This is a genomic window from Antarcticimicrobium sediminis, from assembly GCF_004348975.1.
In the GTDB taxonomy this organism is placed as follows: Bacteria; Pseudomonadota; Alphaproteobacteria; order Rhodobacterales; family Rhodobacteraceae; genus Antarcticimicrobium; species Antarcticimicrobium sediminis.
The window spans coordinates 15,907-36,108 of sequence record NZ_SMFP01000002.1; the positions used below are offsets into that span (position 1 = coordinate 15,907).

The 20,202-nt window shown below is 63.8% G+C and carries 19 protein-coding genes; 1 reads left to right on the plus strand and 18 read right to left on the minus strand.

Going from position 1 to position 20,202, the window contains the following annotated elements; translation table 11 throughout:
- The 12 genes from E1B25_RS03355 to E1B25_RS03410 all read right to left on the minus strand — a co-directional run bounded on the left by E1B25_RS03355 (position 1) and on the right by E1B25_RS03410 (position 11,183).
- A complete protein-coding gene (locus E1B25_RS03355) occupies positions 1-978 on the minus strand; it encodes a hypothetical protein (RefSeq protein WP_132827266.1) in 978 nt (325 codons plus the stop codon).
- A 34-nt stretch (positions 979-1,012) separates the two neighbouring features.
- On the minus strand, positions 1,013-1,246 hold the full coding sequence (locus E1B25_RS03360; protein ID WP_132827267.1) for a hypothetical protein: 234 nt from the start codon (positions 1,244-1,246) through the stop codon (positions 1,013-1,015).
- Between the two features lie 30 nt (positions 1,247-1,276).
- Positions 1,277-2,728, minus strand: a complete 1,452-nt coding sequence (locus tag E1B25_RS03365) for a hypothetical protein (protein WP_132827268.1) — start codon at positions 2,726-2,728, stop codon at positions 1,277-1,279.
- 355 nt (positions 2,729-3,083) lie between these two features.
- Complete coding sequence (locus E1B25_RS03370; RefSeq protein ID WP_132827269.1) at positions 3,084-3,746, minus strand: ATP-binding cassette domain-containing protein; 663 nt, start codon at positions 3,744-3,746, stop codon at positions 3,084-3,086.
- On the minus strand, positions 3,743-5,458 hold the full coding sequence (locus E1B25_RS03375) for an ABC transporter permease (protein WP_132827270.1): 1,716 nt from the start codon (positions 5,456-5,458) through the stop codon (positions 3,743-3,745). The genes E1B25_RS03370 and E1B25_RS03375 overlap by 4 nt, the downstream gene beginning before the upstream one ends.
- The gene (locus E1B25_RS03380; RefSeq protein ID WP_132827271.1) at positions 5,455-6,642 is read right to left on the minus strand and encodes an ABC transporter substrate-binding protein; all 1,188 of its coding nucleotides are present in this window, start codon (positions 6,640-6,642) and stop codon (positions 5,455-5,457) included. Before E1B25_RS03380 ends, E1B25_RS03375 begins: the two co-directional genes overlap by 4 nt.
- Before the next feature lie 67 nt (positions 6,643-6,709).
- A complete protein-coding gene (locus E1B25_RS03385) occupies positions 6,710-7,330 on the minus strand; it encodes a CDP-alcohol phosphatidyltransferase family protein (RefSeq protein ID WP_132827272.1) in 621 nt (206 codons plus the stop codon).
- 371 nt (positions 7,331-7,701) lie between these two features.
- The gene (locus tag E1B25_RS03390) at positions 7,702-7,977 is read right to left on the minus strand and encodes a hypothetical protein (RefSeq protein WP_132827273.1); all 276 of its coding nucleotides are present in this window, start codon (positions 7,975-7,977) and stop codon (positions 7,702-7,704) included.
- Positions 7,978-8,129: 152 nt separating this feature from the next.
- On the minus strand, positions 8,130-8,330 hold the full coding sequence (locus tag E1B25_RS03395) for a hypothetical protein (RefSeq protein ID WP_132827274.1): 201 nt from the start codon (positions 8,328-8,330) through the stop codon (positions 8,130-8,132).
- 42 nt (positions 8,331-8,372) lie between these two features.
- A complete protein-coding gene (locus tag E1B25_RS03400) occupies positions 8,373-9,167 on the minus strand; it encodes a phosphocholine cytidylyltransferase family protein (protein ID WP_245510601.1) in 795 nt (264 codons plus the stop codon).
- Positions 9,168-9,231: 64 nt separating this feature from the next.
- The gene (locus E1B25_RS03405) at positions 9,232-9,999 is read right to left on the minus strand and encodes a CDP-alcohol phosphatidyltransferase family protein (RefSeq protein WP_132827276.1); all 768 of its coding nucleotides are present in this window, start codon (positions 9,997-9,999) and stop codon (positions 9,232-9,234) included.
- Positions 9,996-11,183, minus strand: a complete 1,188-nt coding sequence (locus E1B25_RS03410) for a pyridoxal-phosphate-dependent aminotransferase family protein (protein WP_245510602.1) — start codon at positions 11,181-11,183, stop codon at positions 9,996-9,998. The genes E1B25_RS03405 and E1B25_RS03410 overlap by 4 nt, the downstream gene beginning before the upstream one ends.
- 611 nt (positions 11,184-11,794) lie before the next feature.
- Here E1B25_RS03410 and E1B25_RS03415 point away from each other — a divergent pair.
- Complete coding sequence (locus E1B25_RS03415) at positions 11,795-12,670, plus strand: TIGR01459 family HAD-type hydrolase (RefSeq protein WP_165937543.1); 876 nt, start codon at positions 11,795-11,797, stop codon at positions 12,668-12,670.
- Between the two features lie 56 nt (positions 12,671-12,726).
- On the opposite strand, the gene E1B25_RS03420 is transcribed toward E1B25_RS03415, so the two are convergent.
- The 6 genes from E1B25_RS03420 to E1B25_RS03445 all read right to left on the minus strand — a co-directional run bounded on the left by E1B25_RS03420 (position 12,727) and on the right by E1B25_RS03445 (position 20,138).
- Positions 12,727-13,668, minus strand: coding sequence for an ABC transporter permease (locus tag E1B25_RS03420; protein WP_132827278.1), 942 nt, complete (start codon positions 13,666-13,668; stop codon positions 12,727-12,729).
- Entirely contained in the window at positions 13,665-14,717 is a 1,053-nt protein-coding gene (locus tag E1B25_RS03425) for an ABC transporter permease (protein ID WP_132827279.1), read from the minus strand. The genes E1B25_RS03420 and E1B25_RS03425 overlap by 4 nt, the downstream gene beginning before the upstream one ends.
- Positions 14,707-16,251 carry an ABC transporter ATP-binding protein gene (locus E1B25_RS03430; RefSeq protein ID WP_132827280.1) on the minus strand — a complete coding sequence of 515 codons (1,545 nt, stop codon included), beginning with the start codon at positions 16,249-16,251 and terminating at the stop codon, positions 14,707-14,709. The genes E1B25_RS03425 and E1B25_RS03430 overlap by 11 nt, the downstream gene beginning before the upstream one ends.
- Complete coding sequence (locus E1B25_RS03435) at positions 16,248-17,639, minus strand: amidase (protein ID WP_132827281.1); 1,392 nt, start codon at positions 17,637-17,639, stop codon at positions 16,248-16,250. Before E1B25_RS03435 ends, E1B25_RS03430 begins: the two co-directional genes overlap by 4 nt.
- A 46-nt stretch (positions 17,640-17,685) precedes the next feature.
- Positions 17,686-18,675 carry a BMP family protein gene (locus E1B25_RS03440; protein WP_132827282.1) on the minus strand — a complete coding sequence of 330 codons (990 nt, stop codon included), beginning with the start codon at positions 18,673-18,675 and terminating at the stop codon, positions 17,686-17,688.
- Between the two features lie 170 nt (positions 18,676-18,845).
- Complete coding sequence (locus E1B25_RS03445) at positions 18,846-20,138, minus strand: amidohydrolase family protein (protein WP_132827283.1); 1,293 nt, start codon at positions 20,136-20,138, stop codon at positions 18,846-18,848.
- Positions 20,139-20,202: the final 64 nt, after the last annotated feature.

Here is a 20,202-nt window from a genome sequence, read left to right on the forward strand (position 1 = left end):
TTAGCCCATCCCCGAAAAATCGGGCGTCGACACCAGCGAAAAGTAAGCTTTGGCACTGGTGCTATTTTCGACATCGTCACTGGTTAACGATAGCTTAACGTGGTTCAGGCCGAAATCCAAACGTTCGGAAGGAGTGTCCGGATCCCGGTCGGCCAGCGTGTGCCGTGCGGCCAGCGCAGGCAGGGCCTTGGCCTTCGAGGTGGAACACAGCCCGCCGGCCCGAAGATCGGCGGCGAATGCCGGGATCGCGCCTATCCCGCGTGCAGGGAGCTCGAGGCCGAGCGTCGGTGTAAGATCATTTGCGAGGTCGAGATCGACGCGGCACCGCCCCTTGGTAAGGTGCCTTGCGGCCAGTCCGGCGATATCTGCGGCCAAACCAAGCGACCCCGGCCATCCCAGCACCTCCAGCAGCGACATCACCGCGTTCGGGGCAATGCCGTCGATCACCAGCCGCAGCGACGGCGCCATCAGCCCGTCCCGGCCTGCCATCGCCCCGATCTGTTTCAGAAAGCCATCCTGTGGGACTTGCCCCATCAAGTACCGCACCCTCGGGCAGGGCTGGCCGGGCCAGAGGGCGCGGCACAGGGCGAGGGCGACCTGTTCGGCCGCCTCTGCGTCCTCCGAACCGGACACGGGGGCCAGAAACACACTGGGCTCCCCCAGATCACCGGTTGCGGACATGTCGTGTTCCAGCCAGAGCACCGAGGCTGGCAAAGCGCCGTCGCAAAACCCCCGCAGCACCGCCGCAACCGTCCCAGACACCGCAGCCCCCGCCGGTCCCGGCTGGCCGGACAGCAGGGCCAGCGAGTAATCCGCCACGCCCGCCCCCCCGCGCAAATCGCATTCCAGAATATGGCCCGAGGCAACATCCGGATAGCGGCCCGCAAAACGCCCCAGCGACGTTTCGGCACGTCGGGTCAGGAACACATCGCCAAGCGCCCGCGCCGCCAAGGCCACGTGCCGTTGTGCACATATCATCGTTTCGGACCGGAGAACCGGGGCGAACCCGATGTTACCAAAGATAGTCGCAGACGTTCTGCCCGATGAACAGGTTCAGATCGTTGCCCTGCAGGCCCACGACCTTGCTCGCCATGTCATCCGGCATGCCGAGCTTTTTCAGATAGGCCTGCGCCGCGTCGGGGCTTTGCCCGTAGGCGGCCATGAAGCCCTGCCGCGTTGCGTCATCGGCAAAGCATTTGGACACGACTTCGCAGGTGTAAAAGGCTTCTGAACGTTCGCCACTCATGACTTGTTCCTTTCGGTTGGTTTGGTGGGGCTATTTGCTTTGCAACGGGGTCGACCGCTGCAAAACGTCCCGGTTGAAGGTAAAGAGGAAATCGAGTGTGCCGCGCGGGGCCTTGGACTGCTCGGGCACAGCATAGGAATGGCAGGTCTGACAGCTTGATGTGCTCTGGCTGTAGGTCTCCATTGTCGCGTTGCCGAGGATTTCCGGCACCAACCGCCCGTCGGAATTCAACAGCTCCCATTGCGTGCCGTGCAGGCGATAGTTCCGCAGCGGGCTGTTCTTGAACCCCGCTGCCAGTCGTTCGTTGAAGCACCTGAAGTTCTGGTCGGTGTCCGAGCAGGCGGGTTTGGCGATCCCGATCGGCTCGGCATAATAGCCCGGCGGGTAAAACGACGTGATCCGCGACGGGCGCCCGTCGGTCGGTTCTTTCGGGGGCCGGTTCAGCCGCGCCGCGCCGTTGTGGTCCCGCTCGAAAAACAGCCACTGCGGAACCTTTCCGCCATCAGCGTAGACCCCCGCCGTGGTCTCGCCGATCTCGTTCCATGTTGGCGCGACGTCGGCGTGTGCGAAGGTGCCCCAGCCCCATTTCGCGAACCTCTGGGTCTTGTAGACCACGTGCAGACCGACCAGCGCCACCGGCTTCAATTGACATTCATGGCTGAGCTTGCCGTTTTCGATCACCGGCGTGATGTAAGCCCAGGCCTTGTGGAACTTGTCGGGATCGTGGTTCTTGTCCATCACCATCCAAGACGATTTCAGGATGATGGCGCCGCGCTGGCGGCCCTCGGGGGGCTTGATCCAATGGCCCTCGGGGAGGGATAGCTTTTGGTGCTTTTCAAGGAATTGATCCAGCGCGTGGGCGTTCCACAGCTTGTTCTCGACCGTGTAGTCATACGCCGCCTTGTTGAAGATCACGTCATAGCGCACCGGCACCCCGTTGCGGTCCAGCAGCGCGTCCCCCTCGGGATTGACGTATTCGTCCAACAGGCGCGGCTGCATGGTGTTGGGAATCTGGTCGCCATAGGGGACGTCGGTCATGGCGGATTTGACATCGACCTCGGCACAGGCCGCCGGCAGCGGGTAGACATCGCTGTCCCAGTCCAGCGGCGGCAGATCCGTGCGAAAGATGTGGTTGGTGCTTTTCCAGGTTTCCCAGACCGTGGTCCAGCTGCCGTCGAGGCTGGCGGTGTAATCGGGCACACCCGGCATCACCCGGCCCCTGTCGTCGAGTTTGACCGGCCAGTTGATCCCCGCGAATATCCGCGCGGTGAAGCTGTCGGCCTGATTGGCGGTGATCGTGTTGACGTCCCCGATGAAACAGGCGTTCACCGTGCTGTTGACCGGGCCTATCCCGGCGGAGTCGCAGGAACAGGCCAGCTGTTCAATCGGATCGCAATCCGACGTGCCCTGTGCCCCGGCCATGCCCGCGGCAGCGGCGCTCAGCAGGTAGGTCAATGTCGCGATGTGAAAGGATTTGCGCATGACCGCCAACCTTTCCAATGTCTATTCGCACCCCCGTGCGAAATAGCTTGGGGGCGAAGACATGCCTCCACCCTACGTCGGAATCGCATTTTTTCATAGCCAGTCGCCACTTTATTCATCAGTCCGGCTGCGCAGACCATGTCAGGCGCGGCTCGTGTCAGGGGGGCGATCTTGCGGTAGGGCAGGGTGCGAGTTCCCCTCTCGTCCTGCTAAAACGTCGCCTGTTCAAGGGGTTGAAATCCGTACGGAGATCCTCCGACTGGCGGTGAACCTCTATGGAATGTCGAGGACACGCTGACCAATGCGGTTGCGTTGGCCATGGCTGCTTCCGCCGCGATCAGGGTTTTAAGACGGGTCACGTGTTGCACGGGCGGACCTCCAACTGGGTCAGGTCGATGAGGGGGCCGTTTGCCGCCTCGGCATCGACGGGGTCGTGCGTGACCATCAGGGCCGGGATGTCCCGGTTGCGGATGTGCTCAAAGGTAAAGGCCCGCATCTCGGCGCGAAGCGCGGCGTCGAGCTTGGAAAAGGGTTCGTCGAGCAACAAGGCGCGGGGTTCGGCCAGCAGCGTACGCATCAGCGCCGCGCGCGACCTTTGGCCGCCCGACAGGGTGGCGGGATCGCGATCATGCAGCCCCGCGAGGCCCGCCCGCTCCAGCGCCGCCTCGACCGCCGCCCGCCGTGCTGCGCGGCCCCGGACGGAACGGGCCAGCCCGAAGGCGAGGTTGTCACCGACCGAGAGATGCGGGAACAGCGCCGCGTCCTGAAACATCAGCCCCACCCGCCGCGCCTCGGCGGGCAAGGGTGCCAGATCGGTTCCATCCAGCCGGATCGACCCCGACAGGGAAAAGCCATGGGTGAGATGTCCCGCGACGGCGTCGAGCAGCGTTGACTTGCCAATGCCCGAGGGGCCCATCACGGTCGCGACCTCGCCGGGCCGCACCACCAGCGTGAGCGGTGGAAAAAGCGGTTCGGCCCCCTTGGCCGCCACGGCGACAGCGTGCAGCTCCAGCGTCATGCCGTGCCCCCCGGATGCAAGCCCTTGCGGTTGCGATGTACTAGCGCCGGGATCAGGAAGGCCGCGCCATAAGCGGCAAAGGGAAGGCCGGCCTGCAACGTGGCATAAACCCCGGTGACCCGCCGATCCGAGGAGGAGGAGAGCGTCACCGCCTCGGTCGTCAGCGTGGCGATCCGGCCCGCGCCCATGAACAGGGTCGGCAGGTATTGCGCGACCGACACGGCGATGCCGATGGCCGCCGCGGTCAGGATGGGGGTCAGCAGCACCGGCAGCTTGATCGTGAACAGCCGCCGCCACGGTCCCGCCCCGAGAGAGGCCGCCGCCCTTGGCAGACGCGGGTCAAGCGCGCGCCAGGGATCGGACAGGGCGATCATCACATAGGGGAAGACGAACAGCGCCTGCGCCCAGATCACCGTCAGAAATCCCCCCGACAGGTCAAGGCGCAGGAACAGCACGTTCAGCCCGAACAGAAACCCGATCTGCGGCACGAGCAGCGGCAGGTAGATCAAGGCCTCGGCCCAGCCCGCGCGACCGCGCCGCGCGCGGTCCTCTCCCTCCAACCAAGCGATGGCGAGCGCCAGCGACAGGGCAGTGGTGGCGGCAGCGAGCAGGGCGGTGTTCGCCAGCGCCTCGGCCCAGCCGCTGCCGGGGGTGGACCAGGCCCGTAGCGACCAGCTTTCCGGGGAAAGACGTGGCCAAGGCCAGCGCCAGGCCAGCGACCAGAGCAGCAGCGAGAGCATGGCGAGCGCACCGGCAGCAAAGAGAACGGCGGAGAGTGTGGTCGCCAGCCAGAGCCCGGGTTCGGCCGACAGACCGCGGCCACCCCGGCGCACCCACCAGCGCCCGATGGCGCGCCCCGCGCGCTCCACCGCGACGAGCAGGCCGAAGGCGAGCGCGACAAGTCCGGCCTGCACCAGCGCCCCCGCGGAGGCGGGCAGCAGGAGCGCAATATCGGGCGCGGAGAACAGCCGCAGTAGCAGGACGGCCAGCGTCGGCGGATTTGACGGGCCGAGGATCAGCGCCATGTCCACCACCGACAACGCATAGGCCAGCATCACCATCACGGGCAGGCGGATCAGCGGCCAGACCTGCGGCATGATTACCTTGATCCAGACAATGCCGCGTCCGTAGCCCAGCGATCGGCCCGCCGCGAGGTGTTGACGCACCGGAATTTGGCTGAGCGCCGACAGGATCACCAGCAGCAGGAAGGGCACCTCTTTGACCATAAGCCCAAGGATCAGCGCCCCCCCGTCCGGGTCGTTCACGCTTACCAGCATCGGCGGCCTGTCCCAGCCCATCAGCGGCGCGAGCGCCCGCGCGATCCAGCCCGAGGGCGACAGCAGGAAGGCAAGCCCGATGGCTATGGCCGCATGGGGGGCCGCAAGGAAGGGGGTCAGCAGCCGTCCGCTCGCCCGGGGTGACATCCGCCCGTGCATTGCCGCGCAGACCCCCACCGCCAGCGCGATCGACAGCACGGTCGCGCCAAGCCCCGTCACCAGCGTCAGACGCAGCGCCGTGTCAAACCCCGGCAGGTCGGCCAGTGTCCGCAGCGGAGCGAGCGAGATTTCACCGGCCCCGATGGCGGGCAATATGCCGAACCCCGCCCGCGCCGTCTGCCAAAGACCGGCGACGATGGGCAGGACAAGCCCGGCGGCGACGATGACGAGCACGAGTGCCCGCAGACCGCGCCCCTCTGCGGTAGCCAAGCTCACCGGGTGTAGCGCCGCGCCCAGGCCTCGGTGAGATGGGTCACCCAGCTGGCGTGCGGTTCCGGGAGCGTCGGACCGAGATCCTCAAGCGTCGGCAGTGCCGCTGCGCCGGGCAGCGCCGAAAACGCGGCGTGGGTCTCGGCATCAAGCCGCGCGGGGTCCAGAACCGAGAAGGAGCCCAGAACCTCGATGTTCTGCATGCGGGCCTGCACCGCCGGTTCGAGCAGGAAGTTCGCCACCACCTGCGCCCCTTCGGCATTGGCTGCATTATAGGGGATGGCGACAAAGCTCACGTTGCCGATGGTGCCGCCCTCGGGCACGAACACGCGCGCGGTGTCTGGCAGCAGGCCCTGCGCAATGGCCGCCGCGGTCGAGGCCGGGTCGAAAGACACCGAGATGTCCACATCGCCGTCGTTCAGTAGTTGCTGCTGCACGCTCTGGTTTTCCGGAAAGGCGGTGCCGCCGCGCCACATATTGGGACGCAGCGCGTCATACCATTCCCAAAGCGGGGCGGTCTGCGTGGCGAAGGCGGCTTCTGTCACCGGCTCCAGCAGCACGGCGGGGTCGGGGGCCAGTTCGATCAACGCCTGCTTCAGGAAGGTGGCCCCCATGAAGTTCGAAGGATCAGGGTGGGTGAAACGGCCGGGGGTCGCGGCGGCCCAGTCCACGAACTCCGCCATGCTGCGCGGCGGCGTCTCCACCCGCGCGCTGTCATAGGTGAAGACGAATTTCGCCAATCGCCACGGGCTTTCCATCCCCTCGACCGGCACGGTGAAATCAAGCGCGGCAGGCGCGCCCGGCGACAGGTCGACATAGCGCGCGTTCGGCAAATCCGCGACAAAGGGCCCGAACAGCAGATCCTGTTCCCGCATGGCAAGGAAATTCGGCCCGTTGATCCAGATCAGATCGACCGATCCGCCGGTGTCCTTGCCTGCCGCACGCTCCGAGATCACGCGGGTTACCGCTTCGGCGGTGTCGCTCAGACGGACTTGGCGTACCGACACGCCATAGCGCGCCTCGGTCTGTTTCCCGACCCAGGTGATGAAGGCGTTGGTCCGCTCATCTCCACCCCAGGCGTTCCAATAAACGGTCTGGTCCCGGGCGGCATCAAGCGTGTCCTGCCAGTCTGCCAGCGCGGGGGGCGCGGCGAAAGCGGCCAGGAGCGAGAGCGTGGTGATCAGGCGCATGGGCGATCCTTGTTTTATACTCGACGGTTAAAGAGACTTTCGGCGCAGGCAATCGTTACAGGATTTTTCAACTTTTCCGATCAGGGGAGAGCGCGACCCAGCCGTGCCGCCAGCGCGTCAGCGTGGTGATCGCGCAGGCTGCGGCGAAGACATAGGCAAGCACCGGGAACCACGCAGGGAACAGGCACATCGCAACGAAAAGCGCGATGGTCTCGAAGCCCTCGGTCAGGCCGCCGAGATAATAGATGCCTTTGGAGGGATATTTCTCGGCTGCAAGGCCACGGCTGGCGGCGATGGCCGCAAAGGCCAGAAACGACGAGCCGGTGCCGACGAACCCCGTGATCAGCACGGCCGCAGGAAGCGCGTTTTGGCCCGGATCCGCCAGCGCGAAGCCAAGGGGCACAAGCGCGTAGAACACGAAATCCAGCGCGATGTCGAGAAAGGCACCGCGATCGGTCGGGTCGCTCAGCCGCGCGACAGCGCCGTCAAGCCCGTCCATCGCCCGGTTCAGCGCGATCAGGACCAGCGCCGTGCCATAAAGGCCAAATGCAAGGGCGGGCAAGGTCAGGGCTCCGACCAGAAAGCCGGCAACCGTTATGTGATCTGCATGCACACCCCGGTCGGCGAGCCAATGGGCCGGTATTGCAAGCAGGCGACGTTGTAGCGGGATCAGGGCGGCGTCGATCATCCGCGCGCCCCTTCATCAAGGTCGATCTGCGGCTGGCGGACGACAAGGCGCACCACGACCGTGATCGCGGTGAGAGCCGACAGGATGACGCGTTTCTTCAAGGTTTGCCCCTCCGCTCGGACGACGCGCCAATGAGAGGCCGTTTCATGCGTGCCCGTTGGTGTAACGGAAATACCGAGTGGGCAGTACAATAAATCCGATATTCCGATATCAACAGCCCGTGAAGCGAGGCACCGATCCCGAGCCGGGAGGCGTCAGCCCCAGGGCCGAAGCCGCGCGCAATACCGACTGTTTCAAGGCGTTGGGGGAGGCGCAGATCTGGTTACCCTCTCGGCGCCAAAAAACCGCGACAGGTTCAGCAGGTCTTGCAATCAGTCGGCGTCAGGGACGTTTCCGAGCCTTACGATAAACGTCGGCTCTCCGACCTCACCGGATTCCTGATCCTCGACCACCATATAGGCATCGGCACCGGCGCAGGCGTCGGACCGGCTTTCGCGCTCTGCCCGCTCTTGTGCCTGTGCCGCGGTGGAATATTGCAGCTGTTTATCAATCTGCAAGCTCATCTGCCCAGAGCGCCCAGCCTTCTTTTCGACGTAGGTCTGGCAGATGTAATGCACCTTCTGGGCGGTCTCTTGTTCTTCGCTCATGTCGACTCCTGGGGTGAACTACAGGGTAGTTGGGGCATTTCGCAGGCGTATCGGTCGATGTCCGAGGGGCCCGTCCGGATAGGGCCTCTTCGAACGATTTGTTCGAAGAGGCAAGAGAATTAGTCTGCGAACCTATGCGGCAGTAGTGAGGGCTATTTCGCCTTTTTGCCGCCAATCGACAGCGCGGGTTTCCCCGCCAGAGAATTTGAAGTTGCCGAAACCTTTGGCTTTTCTTGCTTTGGTTTCTTGGCTTCTTTGTTTCCGCGTTTGTTGTTTCCCTTACCCATGGCTTGTCCTTCCAAAATGCAGCGCCCTGTTGCCGGAATGGCGATAGTCTGGCTGCGGTCGTTCACAGGTTGCCAGTCAAAGGCGATCGGTCAAACCTGTATTCCTGATCACGTTGGATTGGCGCGCTTGTCTGCGGCTTCGTCCAACGCGCGTTGTTGTCCACGTGACACCGTTGTTATCGGGGTTCCGAAAATCTCATTTGCGGCGGCAAAGTCTTCGGGGGTATCAATCTCGGCCCAGTTCAGGCCGGTGATGTCAAGCGCACGAAAGACTGTGCCTTTTTCCACGAGCCGCGCATAGGCCGCTTCGTAATAATCCTGCAGGTGGGTCTGGCTTTTCATCATCTCTGAAAGCTCGGCAAACAGAAGGGGCCCGGTCTTGGCGCTGATCTTTTCGATCCCGATGGATTCGCCCAAGGCCAGTTTGGGGTCGACGGATTTTCCGACTTCGAGCACCTGCATCTGATCATCCGTGATGACCTTGACCTCTTCATCCTCCAACGCGATGTTCCGGTCAATACACAACACGTTCGAGCGATCACTATCAACGAGCTGGCGCAGGATCTTGACGTCGAACACCACGTCGGCGTCGAACTTGACAAATTCAGCGGTGCCGATGACAGCCGAGGCCAACATCAAGGAATATCCAGTGTTTGTCTCGCTGTAGCGGTCGTTGATCACATAGGTGACGCGGATACCCCGAAACGTCTTGTCGACGAATTGTTTGATTTCATCGGCTCTGTGACCCAGCACCAGAACGAACTGGGATATCCCACAGCTCAGGCAATTTCGGATCATCCGTTCCAGGATGACAGAGCCGCCGACGGAGAGCAGGCTTTTGGCACATTTGTCGGTCAGCGGGCTGAGTCGGGACCCGACTCCGGCGGCCAGTATGACGGCCATGGGTGGGCGGTGGGATTCATATCTCATATCATTCTATCCTTGGCATACCGTTGCGAGGGGGGGGCTATTTCTGGAGGAAAATCTTTCGGTTTTCTCCGATATTTTTCCCCCGGAGCCATGACCTGTAGAGGCCCCAGAAAATCTGGCTTGCCGCAAATATCCAAAGCATGGGGAGGAGTTGATCAAACACGAGGGCGAAAGACAGCATGAAGATGAACACCCCTTCATCAAAGGCAAGTATCTTGCTTTGCTCTCTCAAAAACCACGCCCAGTTTGCCCGAAATCCAAAGCCCAGGCCCGCTGTGGTTTCAGCCTGTCTCAGCTGCGCCATCTTGGCGGGGTATTCTGGGTCACGCGCGGTTTCGATCTCAAGCGCGACGTATTTGGTGTAGCCGCGCAAGCCGTAGAAGGCGATGCCGATCATGGCGAGAAAAACCGGGGTTGCGCTGCCTGTTTGCGCATAGGCGGCGTATCCGGTGGCCCCGAACCAAAGCGCGACCTGTATTTGGTCGGTCAGGCGGTCGTAATAGCTGCCAATGGGCGATGACACCTTGCGATAGCGCGCCATTTGCCCATCCATGCAATCAAGGATGTGGCTCAGGTTGATCAGGACAGCCGCCGCGATGAACCAGCCGGTTCCCCCGACAAGAATCCCGAGCGTTGCCACCACAGCGACCAGAAACGACGCCGCGGTTATGCGGTTCGGCGTCAACGACGCAAGCTCGACCGCGCCATAATTGGCAACGATGGCGAGCGGGGACGTGACGAACGACGACCACCATTCATCATCGCGGGTTTTGGTGGCCCAAAGCTGTTTTAACTTGCCTGTCATACCACCACCTTGACCTGCATGCGGTCGGAGGAGGGGGGCATGAGCAGGTTCGCCCCCATCGGCCGGACCGGTGCAACCAGATCTGCCGCGTCGGCCTGCAATGTCAGCAACACGTCCTTGAGCGCGGCAAGGAAAAAGCGGATGTCATAGTCGGACAGCTCGCCGATATTGCCGACCTGAAAGACCTTGCCGGCGAAGCACCCTTTGCCCTCATATATGATGATGGACTTCTCGCGCAGTCGGTCGCGCAGATCGCGAACAGACATCGACGGCGGCATGCGCACCGTGGTCAGGATCGAACACATGTCCGCTTCCTCGATCAGAAAGTCGAGGTTGAGCCGGCGCATCCCGTCGCGCAACAGATCCGCGCGGGCCTTGATGCGGGCAAACCGTTTCGTCACGCCTTCGCGCAGAATGTCGATCAGCGCCTGCTCAAGCGCAAAAAACAGCGGAACCGCAGGCGTATTGGGCGTCTGGCTGTGATCTTTCAGGAAGGCGTAGAAGGTCGCGAGGTTCAGATAGGTGGTTTTCGCCGCGTGTCGTTTTAGCCGTTTGAAGTGCTTCTTGCGCCCGACGACAAACGACAGACCGGGATAGGAGCCTATGGCCTTGGAACTGGAACTGGACACGAAGGCGATGTTGCACGCCTCCATGTCGATCCCTTCCGCGCCGACGGAACTGACCCCATCGACCACGAACAGCGCGCCATTGGCCTTGGCCAAGGCGCCGATTTCCGCGAGCGGATTCAACATGCCGGAACAGGTCTCGTGATGGGCCATCGCCACGACATCAATCTTGTGGGTCGCCAGATATGTGGCAATCTGCGTCAGATCGAACGGCGTTCCCCAGGGCATGTTGATCAGGTGGGTTTTCTTGTTGTGGATCAAAGAGATCTTGTGCAACCGCCCGCCAAACTCGCCATTCGACAGGATCAGGATCGCGCCCTTTCCCACGACCGAGGACAGGATGGCCTCATTGGCCGCGGTCCCGGACCCGGTGATCACCACAGCGCGATAGCGCGCGCGGTTTCTGATCTGAAAAAGCGAGATCAGTTTGTGTTCGATGCTGCCAAGCAGGGCATCGAAATCAGGTTCGCGGTGACAGATGTCCTCCTTGCTGATCGCAAGGCGCAGGGTCTCGGCCACATTCACAGGGCCGGGGGTGAAAAGCAGAAATTTATCCAAAATTTGGTCATGCTCCAACGACACCATGACCGGGGTCATGAGGTCTGCACGCCCATGATACGTCCGCGCACGAGGCTCGCGCAGGGACATCGAGAGGGCACAAATCGAGTTCGAAAGCACAGCCACGCGTGGTGGCTATTGAAAAGCGCGGCCACCAAGGGTGGCGATCGAGGTGTCGTTCGAAAATTGAACGCTTGCAGAAATAGAAAAAAGACGGCTGATCCCTGCAATGGATTTGGATCAGTCGGCATCATGCGCCGGAATTCAGCGTCTGACCGGCCATGCGGTAAAGTCTAACAAATTCGCGGGTCGCAAGAGAGAGCCAACGCGCAGAGAGACGGGGCGGCGTTGGATCTTGACCGAAAATTCCGGCAGCAAGGTCAGAGATCCTGATGTGCTGCGATTGACTTTGGAAAAACCGTCGTGCGTTTTGGTCTTGCGTTTTGAAGGGACGCCAGACTGCAAACCTGTATAGACAAACCCGGCGGATAGCAAGAAATGGTTTCAGTTCGGGGTCATCGCAGCCTGCTTTGCCCCGCAAGAGGTTCTCCTTGACCAAGGGGGTGTAGGGGGCTAGCCCAAGACATCTCATGGAAACATCCCCCCAGACCTTGGACACAGCAAACGGGCTGACCCCGCTTTGCAAACTCGTCGATCATTACGATGGTCTGCTGTGCGATATCTGGGGCGTTCTGCACAACGGCGTTGCCGCCTTCGGCGATGCCGTCGACGCATTGTGCCGGGTCCGTGCCAGCGGCCGTTTTGTCATATTGATCACCAATGCGCCGCGTTTATCCAAGGACGTCTATCCGCAGCTTGCACGTTTCGGTGTTCCGCGTGCGGCGTTCGATACCATCCTGACCTCTGGCGACGTCACCGGAATTCTGGTTGCGAGCCAACCTGACGCGCCCCTGTTTCACTTTGGCCCGGCGCGGGATCGTTCGGTTCTGGAGGGGCTGACAAATCCGATCGTCGCCATGAAGGACGCCAAGATCTGCCTTTTGACCGGCCCGCTCGATGACGACATAGAAACGGTGGATGTCTATCATCCCTGTCTTGTGCAGATGCGCGACAACGCGGTGACAATGATCTGCGCAAACCCGGATTTGCTGGTCCGCAGCGGCCCGCGAATGGTCATCTGTGCCGGTTCGATTGCGCAGCGCTATGCCCAACTGGGAGGTACCGTGATCTATGCCGGGAAACCGCAGGCTGAAATATACGACGAAGCGCTGAAAAAGGCGGCCGCGCTTGCGGGCAAGGAGATTCCGAAACCCCGATTGCTGGCGGTCGGCGACGGGATGCCAACCGATATCAAAGGGGCCGCAGACAACGGGTTTGATGCTTATTTTGTTGCCGGCGGGATCCACGCCGAGGCGTTTCCCGACATGAATCTGGCCGCCAATGTGACGAAAGCTGGCGAAACCCTCAAAAGCCAATTCGCGGGTCTGAAGCTGGTCGGAATTTGCGACCATTTGCGGTGGGGCTGAGCGCGCGGCATAAGCCAAACCGGCGCGCTTCACTCTGATCCCTCGGGAAGGGGCTGCTAGCGTTCGCCACGGCGATAGGGCTGCATCAACGCCTGTGGCACCCGGGCGCGCCGCGCCATGACGATCAGCGCCACGATCGACAGCACATAGGGCAGCATCAGGAACAGCTGATAAGGCACCCCGTCGACCACGGTTTGAAGCCGCAATTGGAAGGCGTCGAAAAAGGCAAACAGCAGCGCCCCCAAAAGCGCCCGACCGGGCTGCCAAAGTGCAAAGACCACGAGCGCGACACAGATCCAGCCGCGCCCCTGTACCATGGTCGGAAAGAACGAATTGAACGCGGCCAGCGTCAGAAACGCTCCGCCGACCCCCATCAGGGCCGACCCGGCCATGATGGTGCCGATGCGCAACCGGATCGGATCGATCCCCTGCGCATCCACCGCGTGCGGGTTCTCGCCCGTCATGCGGATCGCCAACCCAAGCGGGGTGCGGTACAGCACATAGGCCAGCACCGCCACCAGCCCTAGCGCTAGATAGGTGGGGGCGGTCTGGTTGAACAGCACCGGCCCCAGAAACGGGATCTCGGACAGGACCGGTACCGGATAGGCCCGGAACGGCTCTACCGTGGGGGGGGAGGAGGCCGTGGGCACCGCCAGCCGGAACACGAAATAGGAAAAGCTTGACGCGAACAACGTGATGCCAAGGCCGGTCACGTGCTGGCTGAGCCCCAGCAGTGCCGTCAGCACCCCGTGCAACAGCCCAAACAGTGCACCGCCCGCCGCCGCCGCCAGCAGGCCAAGCCAGAGGTTGCCGCCGGAATAGACCGTCAGCCAACCGACCATCGCGCCAAAGGTCATGATCCCTTCGATCCCGAGGTTCAGCACCCCGACCCGTTCGCACAGCAGCACCCCCAGCGTGCCAAAGATCAGCGGCGTCGCGATGCGCAGCACCGCTTCCCACATGCCGACAGAGCTGAGGATATCGAAAAGAAGGCTCATCTGCTTATCCTGTACTGGGTGAGGAACAGCGCCACCAGCATGGTCAGCAGCGACAGGGCGACGGTGACATCGGCGATGTAGGACGGGATGCCAAGCGCGCGCGACATCGAATCCGCGCCCACGAACATCACCGCCGAAAACAGCGCCGCTCCGATCACCCCGATTGGGTTCAGGTTCGCCAGCATGGCGATGACGATGCCGGAATAGCCATAGCTGGGCGACAGATCTGTGGTGACATAGCCCTTGACCCCCATGACCTCGATCGCGCCGGCGAGCCCGGCAAGCCCGCCCGAGAGACAGGCCACCGCCACCAGCGTGCGCCCCAGCGGCACCCCGGCGAAAGCGGCGGCGCGCGGGCTGAGCCCGGCGGCGCGCGCGCGCATGCCAAACACCGTGCGCGCCTGCAGCCACCAGACCGCCACCGCCATGGCCAGCGCGATCAAAAGACCGGCGTGCAACCGCGTCCGCGCCATCAGTTTCGGCAAGACGGCATTGTCGGGCACCGGCACCGATTGCGGCCAGCCAAAGGCCAGCGGGTCCTTCATCGCGCCTTCGATCATCATCGACACGAACAGCACCGCGATAAAGTTCAGCAACAGGCTGGTGACGACCTCATCGACCCCGAATTTCAGCCGCAGGCCAAGCGGCAGCAGCAGCAGGATCATCCCCGCCACGGCCCCGACGCCAAGGCAAAGTACAATCGCCAGCGGTGCCGGCAACCCGGCCACCGCCGGGATCATGCCAAAGGCGGCCACGGCCAGCGCCCCGACATAGAATTGCCCCTCGGCGCCGATGTTCCAAAGCCGGGCGCGAAAGGCCACGGCGGCAGCCAGCCCGGTCAGGATCAGCGGCGTCGCCCGCGTCAGCGTCTCGGAAAACCCAAGGCGAGAGCCAAAAGCCCCCTTCAGGATCAGCCCGTAGGCCTCGAATACATTGGCGCCCGCGATGGCGATCAGCAGCCCGGCAACGATCAGCGCCGCCAGCACCGCGCCCAGCGGTGCCAACAGGTTCAACGTGGTCGAGGGATGCTCGCGTCGTTCAAATCTCATGGGGGGGTGCCTCTGCCTCGATCTGTTCCGCCGCGCTCCAGTCGCCCGCCATCATCAGGCCCAAAAGCTGCGCATTCGCCCGCTCTGCCGGGATCGCGGGCGACAAGCGGCCGCCGACGATGGCCCGGATCCGGTCCGACAGCGCGATCACCTCGTCCAGATCCTCGGAGATCAGCAGCACCCCGGCACCACGCCCGCGCGCGTCCAGCAGGCGTTCATGCACCCCGGCGATGGCGCCCTCGTCCAGACCTCGGCTGGGTTGCGCCGCGACCAGAATGTCAGGCCCCGCCGTCAGCACCCGGCCAAGGATCAGCTTTTGCATATTGCCGCCGGACAACAGCCGGATGCGCCCGTCCACGGTGGCACCACGCACGTCATAATCGCGCAGGATCGCCTCGGTCGCGGCTTTGGAGGCGGCGCGTTTGACCACGCCGCGCGATGAAAACTCCGGCGACCAGATCCGTTCCAGCACCGCGTTTTCCCAGGTGCTCATGTCGCCGATCGTGCCTTCGACATTGCGGTCTTCGGGGATGCGCCCGATGCCGGCAGCGATGGCGTGGGGCACGTCATGGCGCGCGGGCGTCTGGCCCTTGACCAGCAGCGCGCCACCGTCGGGCGGGTACAGGCCGGAAACCAATCCCGCCAGCGTCGTCTGCCCGTTGCCCGAGACACCGATGATGCCCAGTGTCTCGCCCGCATGCAGCTTGAAGCTTATCCCCAGCAGCGAGGCACCGCCCTTGCCGCCCAGCGTGACATCGACCGCTTCCAGCAGCACCGCGCCGGGGCGGGCAGGGGGGCGTTCGGGGCGTTTCACCGCGCGTCCCACCATCAGTTCGGCCAGCTCTTCTTTCGAGGTCGCCTTGGTCGCGCGTTCGGCCACCACCTTGCCTGCGCGCAACACCACCACCCGATCCGAGGCCGACATGACCTCGTGCAGCTTGTGGCTGATAAAGATCAGCGACAGCCCCTTGGCGGCCATCTCGCGCAGCGTGGCGAACAGGCTTTCGGCCTCCTGCGCCGTCAGCACCGCGGTGGGCTCATCCAGGATCAGCACCTCCGCGTCGTTATACAACGCCTTGAGGATCTCGACCCGCTGGCATTCGCCCACCGACAGGTCGGCAATCCGCGCCTCCGGGTCCACCGCCAGCCCGAACCGCTGCGACAGCTCCAGCAGCTTGGCCCGCCCTGCCGCCCGGTCCGAGCGCAGCTTCCACAGCGGCTCGGTGCCGGTCATGACGTTTTCCAGCACGCTCAGGTTCGGGGCGAGGGCGAAATGCTGGTGCACCATGCCGACGCCCGCCCGGATCGCTGCGCGCGATTTACCCGGCGGCAGTTCCGCGCCGTTGACCCGCACCGTGCCCACGTCGGCGGTGTAGTGGCCAAAAAGGATCGACATCAGCGTCGTCTTGCCGGCCCCGTTTTCGCCCAAAAGCGCGACGATCTCGCCTTGTTCCAGATGCAGCGAGACATCCTCGTTGGCGGTGACCGTGCCGAAACGTTTGGTAATATGCTCAAGTTCCAGAACCCGGGTCATGCGTCATCTCCGAAAAGCGGGAACGGATGCTGCCAGCGGGCTTCGCGCTCCAATTCAGCACCAAGCGCCAACAGCCGCAGATCGCCGCCGATGGGGGCGATCATCTGCACCGGCAGCGGCAGCCCTTCGGCGTCGGCACCAAAGGCCAGCGTCAGCGCCGGGGCGCCGGTGATATTGGCCAGCGTCGCATAGGGCGCAAGCGCGTCCATTCTGGCAAGCTGGGCTTCGGGGTCGCGGTGATCTGTGGGAAACGCCCCGAGCTTGGGCGGTGCCTGTGACAGCATCGGCAACAGCAGCACGTCCACCCTGTCAAACAGCCGCCACAGCGCATGGGCCGCCAAGACCGAGGCCTCAAGCGAGGTCCAGAGTTGCGTCGCGGTAAGCCGCTGCCCGCGTGCGGCAAAGGCTTGGGTCAGCGGTTCGCAGCGCGCAAGGTCCAGCCCGGTCTGCGCCAAGCTGGCCAGATTGCTCGATATGATCCGATCAAAGGCTTGCGCGCTGATCCGGCGGATCTCGTCTAGGTCGGTCGCCGCAACCGGGTGCAGCAGATGCCCCGCCGCCGCCAATGTCCCGGCAGCATCGTCAAGGGCGGCGGCACGTTCGGGCGCGATCCCCTTGGTGTCGCTGACAAACCCGATGGTAAAGCGCCCCTGTTCCGGCAGGGGATGCAGGTCCGGGAAGGGGCCGCGCGTAGCCCCGGTCAGCAGCGGCCAAAGCGCGCGTGCATCGCGGATTGTTCGCGTCACCGCGAATTCGCTGGCGATCCCGCCCAGATGGTTGCCAAAGCCCGGTCCGCCCGGAATCGCCCCGCGCGAGGGTTTCAGCCCAACCAGCCCGCAGGCCGCCGCCGGCACCCGGATCGAGCCGCCCGCATCCGTCGCGTGGGCCAGCGGTACGATCCCCGCCGCCACCGCCGCCGCGCTGCCGCCCGAAGAGCCCCCGGCGCTACGCGATGGGTCGAGCGGGTTGCGGCAGATCGGGCCGATGGCCGGTTCGCTTGACAGCGACAGGCCGAATTCCGGAACGGTCGTCGCGCCAAAGGGATGGAAGCCCGCAGCGCGAAAGCGCACGGCAAGATCGCTGTCTGCCTCTGCTGTGTTATCGGCCAGCGCCGCCGACCCCGCGCGCATGGGAATGCCGGCGAAGGGGCCACCCAGATCCTTGATCAGCAGCGGCACCCCGGCAAACGGCCCCGTGGTCGCGCCATTAGGCAGCGCGGCGTCTTCCGGCGCGAGCCAGCTGAGCGCGCCCAGATCCGCCACCTGCGCGGCGCGGGTCCGGGCGCGGTGCATCGCCTCATCCGGGGTCAGTGCGCCCCCGGCAATGGCCGCGGCAAGGCTGATCGCATCGCTCGGGGCATCGCTGGGGGCGCCGGTGTCTTTTATCATGTCGCGCGCCACTTGGGCGCGCGACACTGCCGTTTCGGGCACGTTATCAGGCCGGCTCGTCAAAGTTGCGCGGCACCTCAAATTCGCCCGCCATGATGGCGGCGCGCACTTCCAGCATCTTGGCGACCGCCTCGGCGGGAACCTCGGCTTCGACATAGCTGATGTCGCTGCCGCCGTCTTTCATCAGGCTGAGCGGGGTATAATTCTTGCCCACCGGATTGCCTGATGCCGCGTCGGCCAGTGCCGCGTTCAGCAGCGGGCGGAACGACCACAGCGCGTTGGCAAAGACGGTTTTGGGATAGCGCGGCGTATAGTCGATCAGCGACCCGATCGCCTTGATGCCACGTTCCTGTGCGGCGTCGGCGGTGCCGATTCGTTCGCCAAACAGGATATCCGCGCCGCTGTCGATCTGCGCCAGACCGGCCTCGCGCGCCTTGGGCGGATCGAAGAAAGTGCCGATGAAGCTGACCAGATGTTTCGCCTCGGGGTTCACCGCCTTGACGCCAGCAGCAAAGCCGTTGATCAACATGTTGACCTCGGGGATCGGGATCGCGCCGACCGAGCCGACGGTGCCGGTCTTGGTCATCGCGCCCGCCAGCATGCCGCCAAGATAGGCCGCCTCCCAGTTCCAGGTGCCATAGACGCCGAAATTGTCGCCCGAGGCTTCGCCGGAGGAGCCCATCAGGAAGGCGGTGTCGGGATAATCGGCCGCCACGGTGCGCGCCTCGCGCTCGACCGCGTAGGATTCGCCGACGATCAGAACATTGCCGGCCTCGGCATATTCCCGCATCGCGCGCGGATAATCGGTGCCCGAGACCCCTTCGGAGAAGCTGTACTCGATAGCGCCTTCGGCATCGGCGGCCACCATCGCGGCATGCAGGACCGAGTTCCAGGCGTTTTCAACCGGCGAGGCGTGGATGCCTGCCACCTTCACAGGGGCGGATTGCGCGCGCAGCGCAGGCGCGAAAAGCGCGGCCGCGCCAAGTGCGGTTCCGGTGCCAAGCAGACGGCGACGGTTCATCAGGATGCGTGTCATTTTCGTAACTCCCTCTTTCGGTCCGATCCTTGCCGGACATTCTCATGGCTGCGTGGCAGCGACTTCCTTATCGGCACGTGCGCACAGGCGGCTGTCAAGGCTGGTTGTTAACATCACAACCGGGGACACCGTCGGAGTGCCGCGTAAATGGGCGGTTCCTGACCATTTGGTCAAGACGCATGGCGCGGCGCGTAATCGGCGGGATCGACCCGTGCGGGGCGACCATCCAGCGACAGGCGGCTGACTTCGGGCGCGATCTCGGCCAGCAGCTTGCCGCGGCGGATCACTTTCAGCCGATGCGGACGCAGGCGGATCGCCTCGGCCGGGTCTTTGGCCTGAAGGATCACCATGTCGGCATTGCAGCCGACCTCCAGCCCATAGCCGTCCAGCCCCATGATCTTGGCTGAATTCACCGTCACCGCATCGAACAGCGCGCGCTTGTCCGCGCCCGATCCCATCTGGGTCGCATGCATCGCCATATGCGCCACGTCGAGCAGATCGCCCGTGCCCATCGAATACCACGGATCCAGCACACAATCCTGGCCAAATCCTACGGTCAGCCCGGCCTCCATCAATTGCGGGATCCGGGTCAATCCGCGCCGCTTGGGATAGCTGTCGTGCCGGCCTTGCAGCATCATGTTGATCAGCGGGTTCGGGATCACCCGCAGATCGGCCTCGGCCATCAGCGGGATCAGCTTCGAGACATAATAGTTGTCCATCGAATGCATCGAGGTCAGATGCGAACCGGTCACCCGCCCCTGAAGCCCAAATCGCACGGTCTCGGCGGCGAGACTTTCGACATGGCGCGACAGCGGGTCGTCGGATTCGTCGCAATGCATGTCGACCATCAGCCCACGTTCGGCAGCGATACGGCACAGCGCCTCGACTGAGCGGGCGCCATCGGCCATCGTGCGTTCGAAATGCGGGATGCCACCGACGATGTCCACGCCCATGTCGAGCGCGCGGGTCAGCGCGGCCTCGGCATCCGGGCCGCGATAATAGCCGTCTTGCGGAAAGGCGACGAGTTGCAGGTCGATATAGGGGGCGACGCGCTCACGCACGTCCAGCATCGCCTCGGCGGTGACAAGGCGGGGATCGGAAACGTCGACATGGCTGCGGATCGCCAGCAAACCCTTTGACACCGCCAGATCACAATAGCGCATCGCGCGCTCGACCAAAGCCTCATGCGTCAGGGTCGGGCGCAATTCGCCCCAAAGGGCGATGCCCTCCAGCAGCGTGCCCGAGACATTCATCCGCGGCAGCCCCAGCGACAGGGTGGCGTCCATGTGAAAATGCGGGTCCACGAAAGGCGGGCTGACCAACTGCCCAGCGGCGTCGATCACCTCGCCCGCCTCGGCCGCGATCCCCGGTTCCACCGCTGCAATACGCCCGTTGCGCACGCCGATGTCGATGCCGCTGCGACCGTCGGGAAGCGTTGCATTGCGGATGAGAAGGTCGAACATCGTGGGCCCTTTCCTGAGTCTGCTTTGTGGGCAACCTAGGCAGGGCGCGGGGGAATGTCACGAC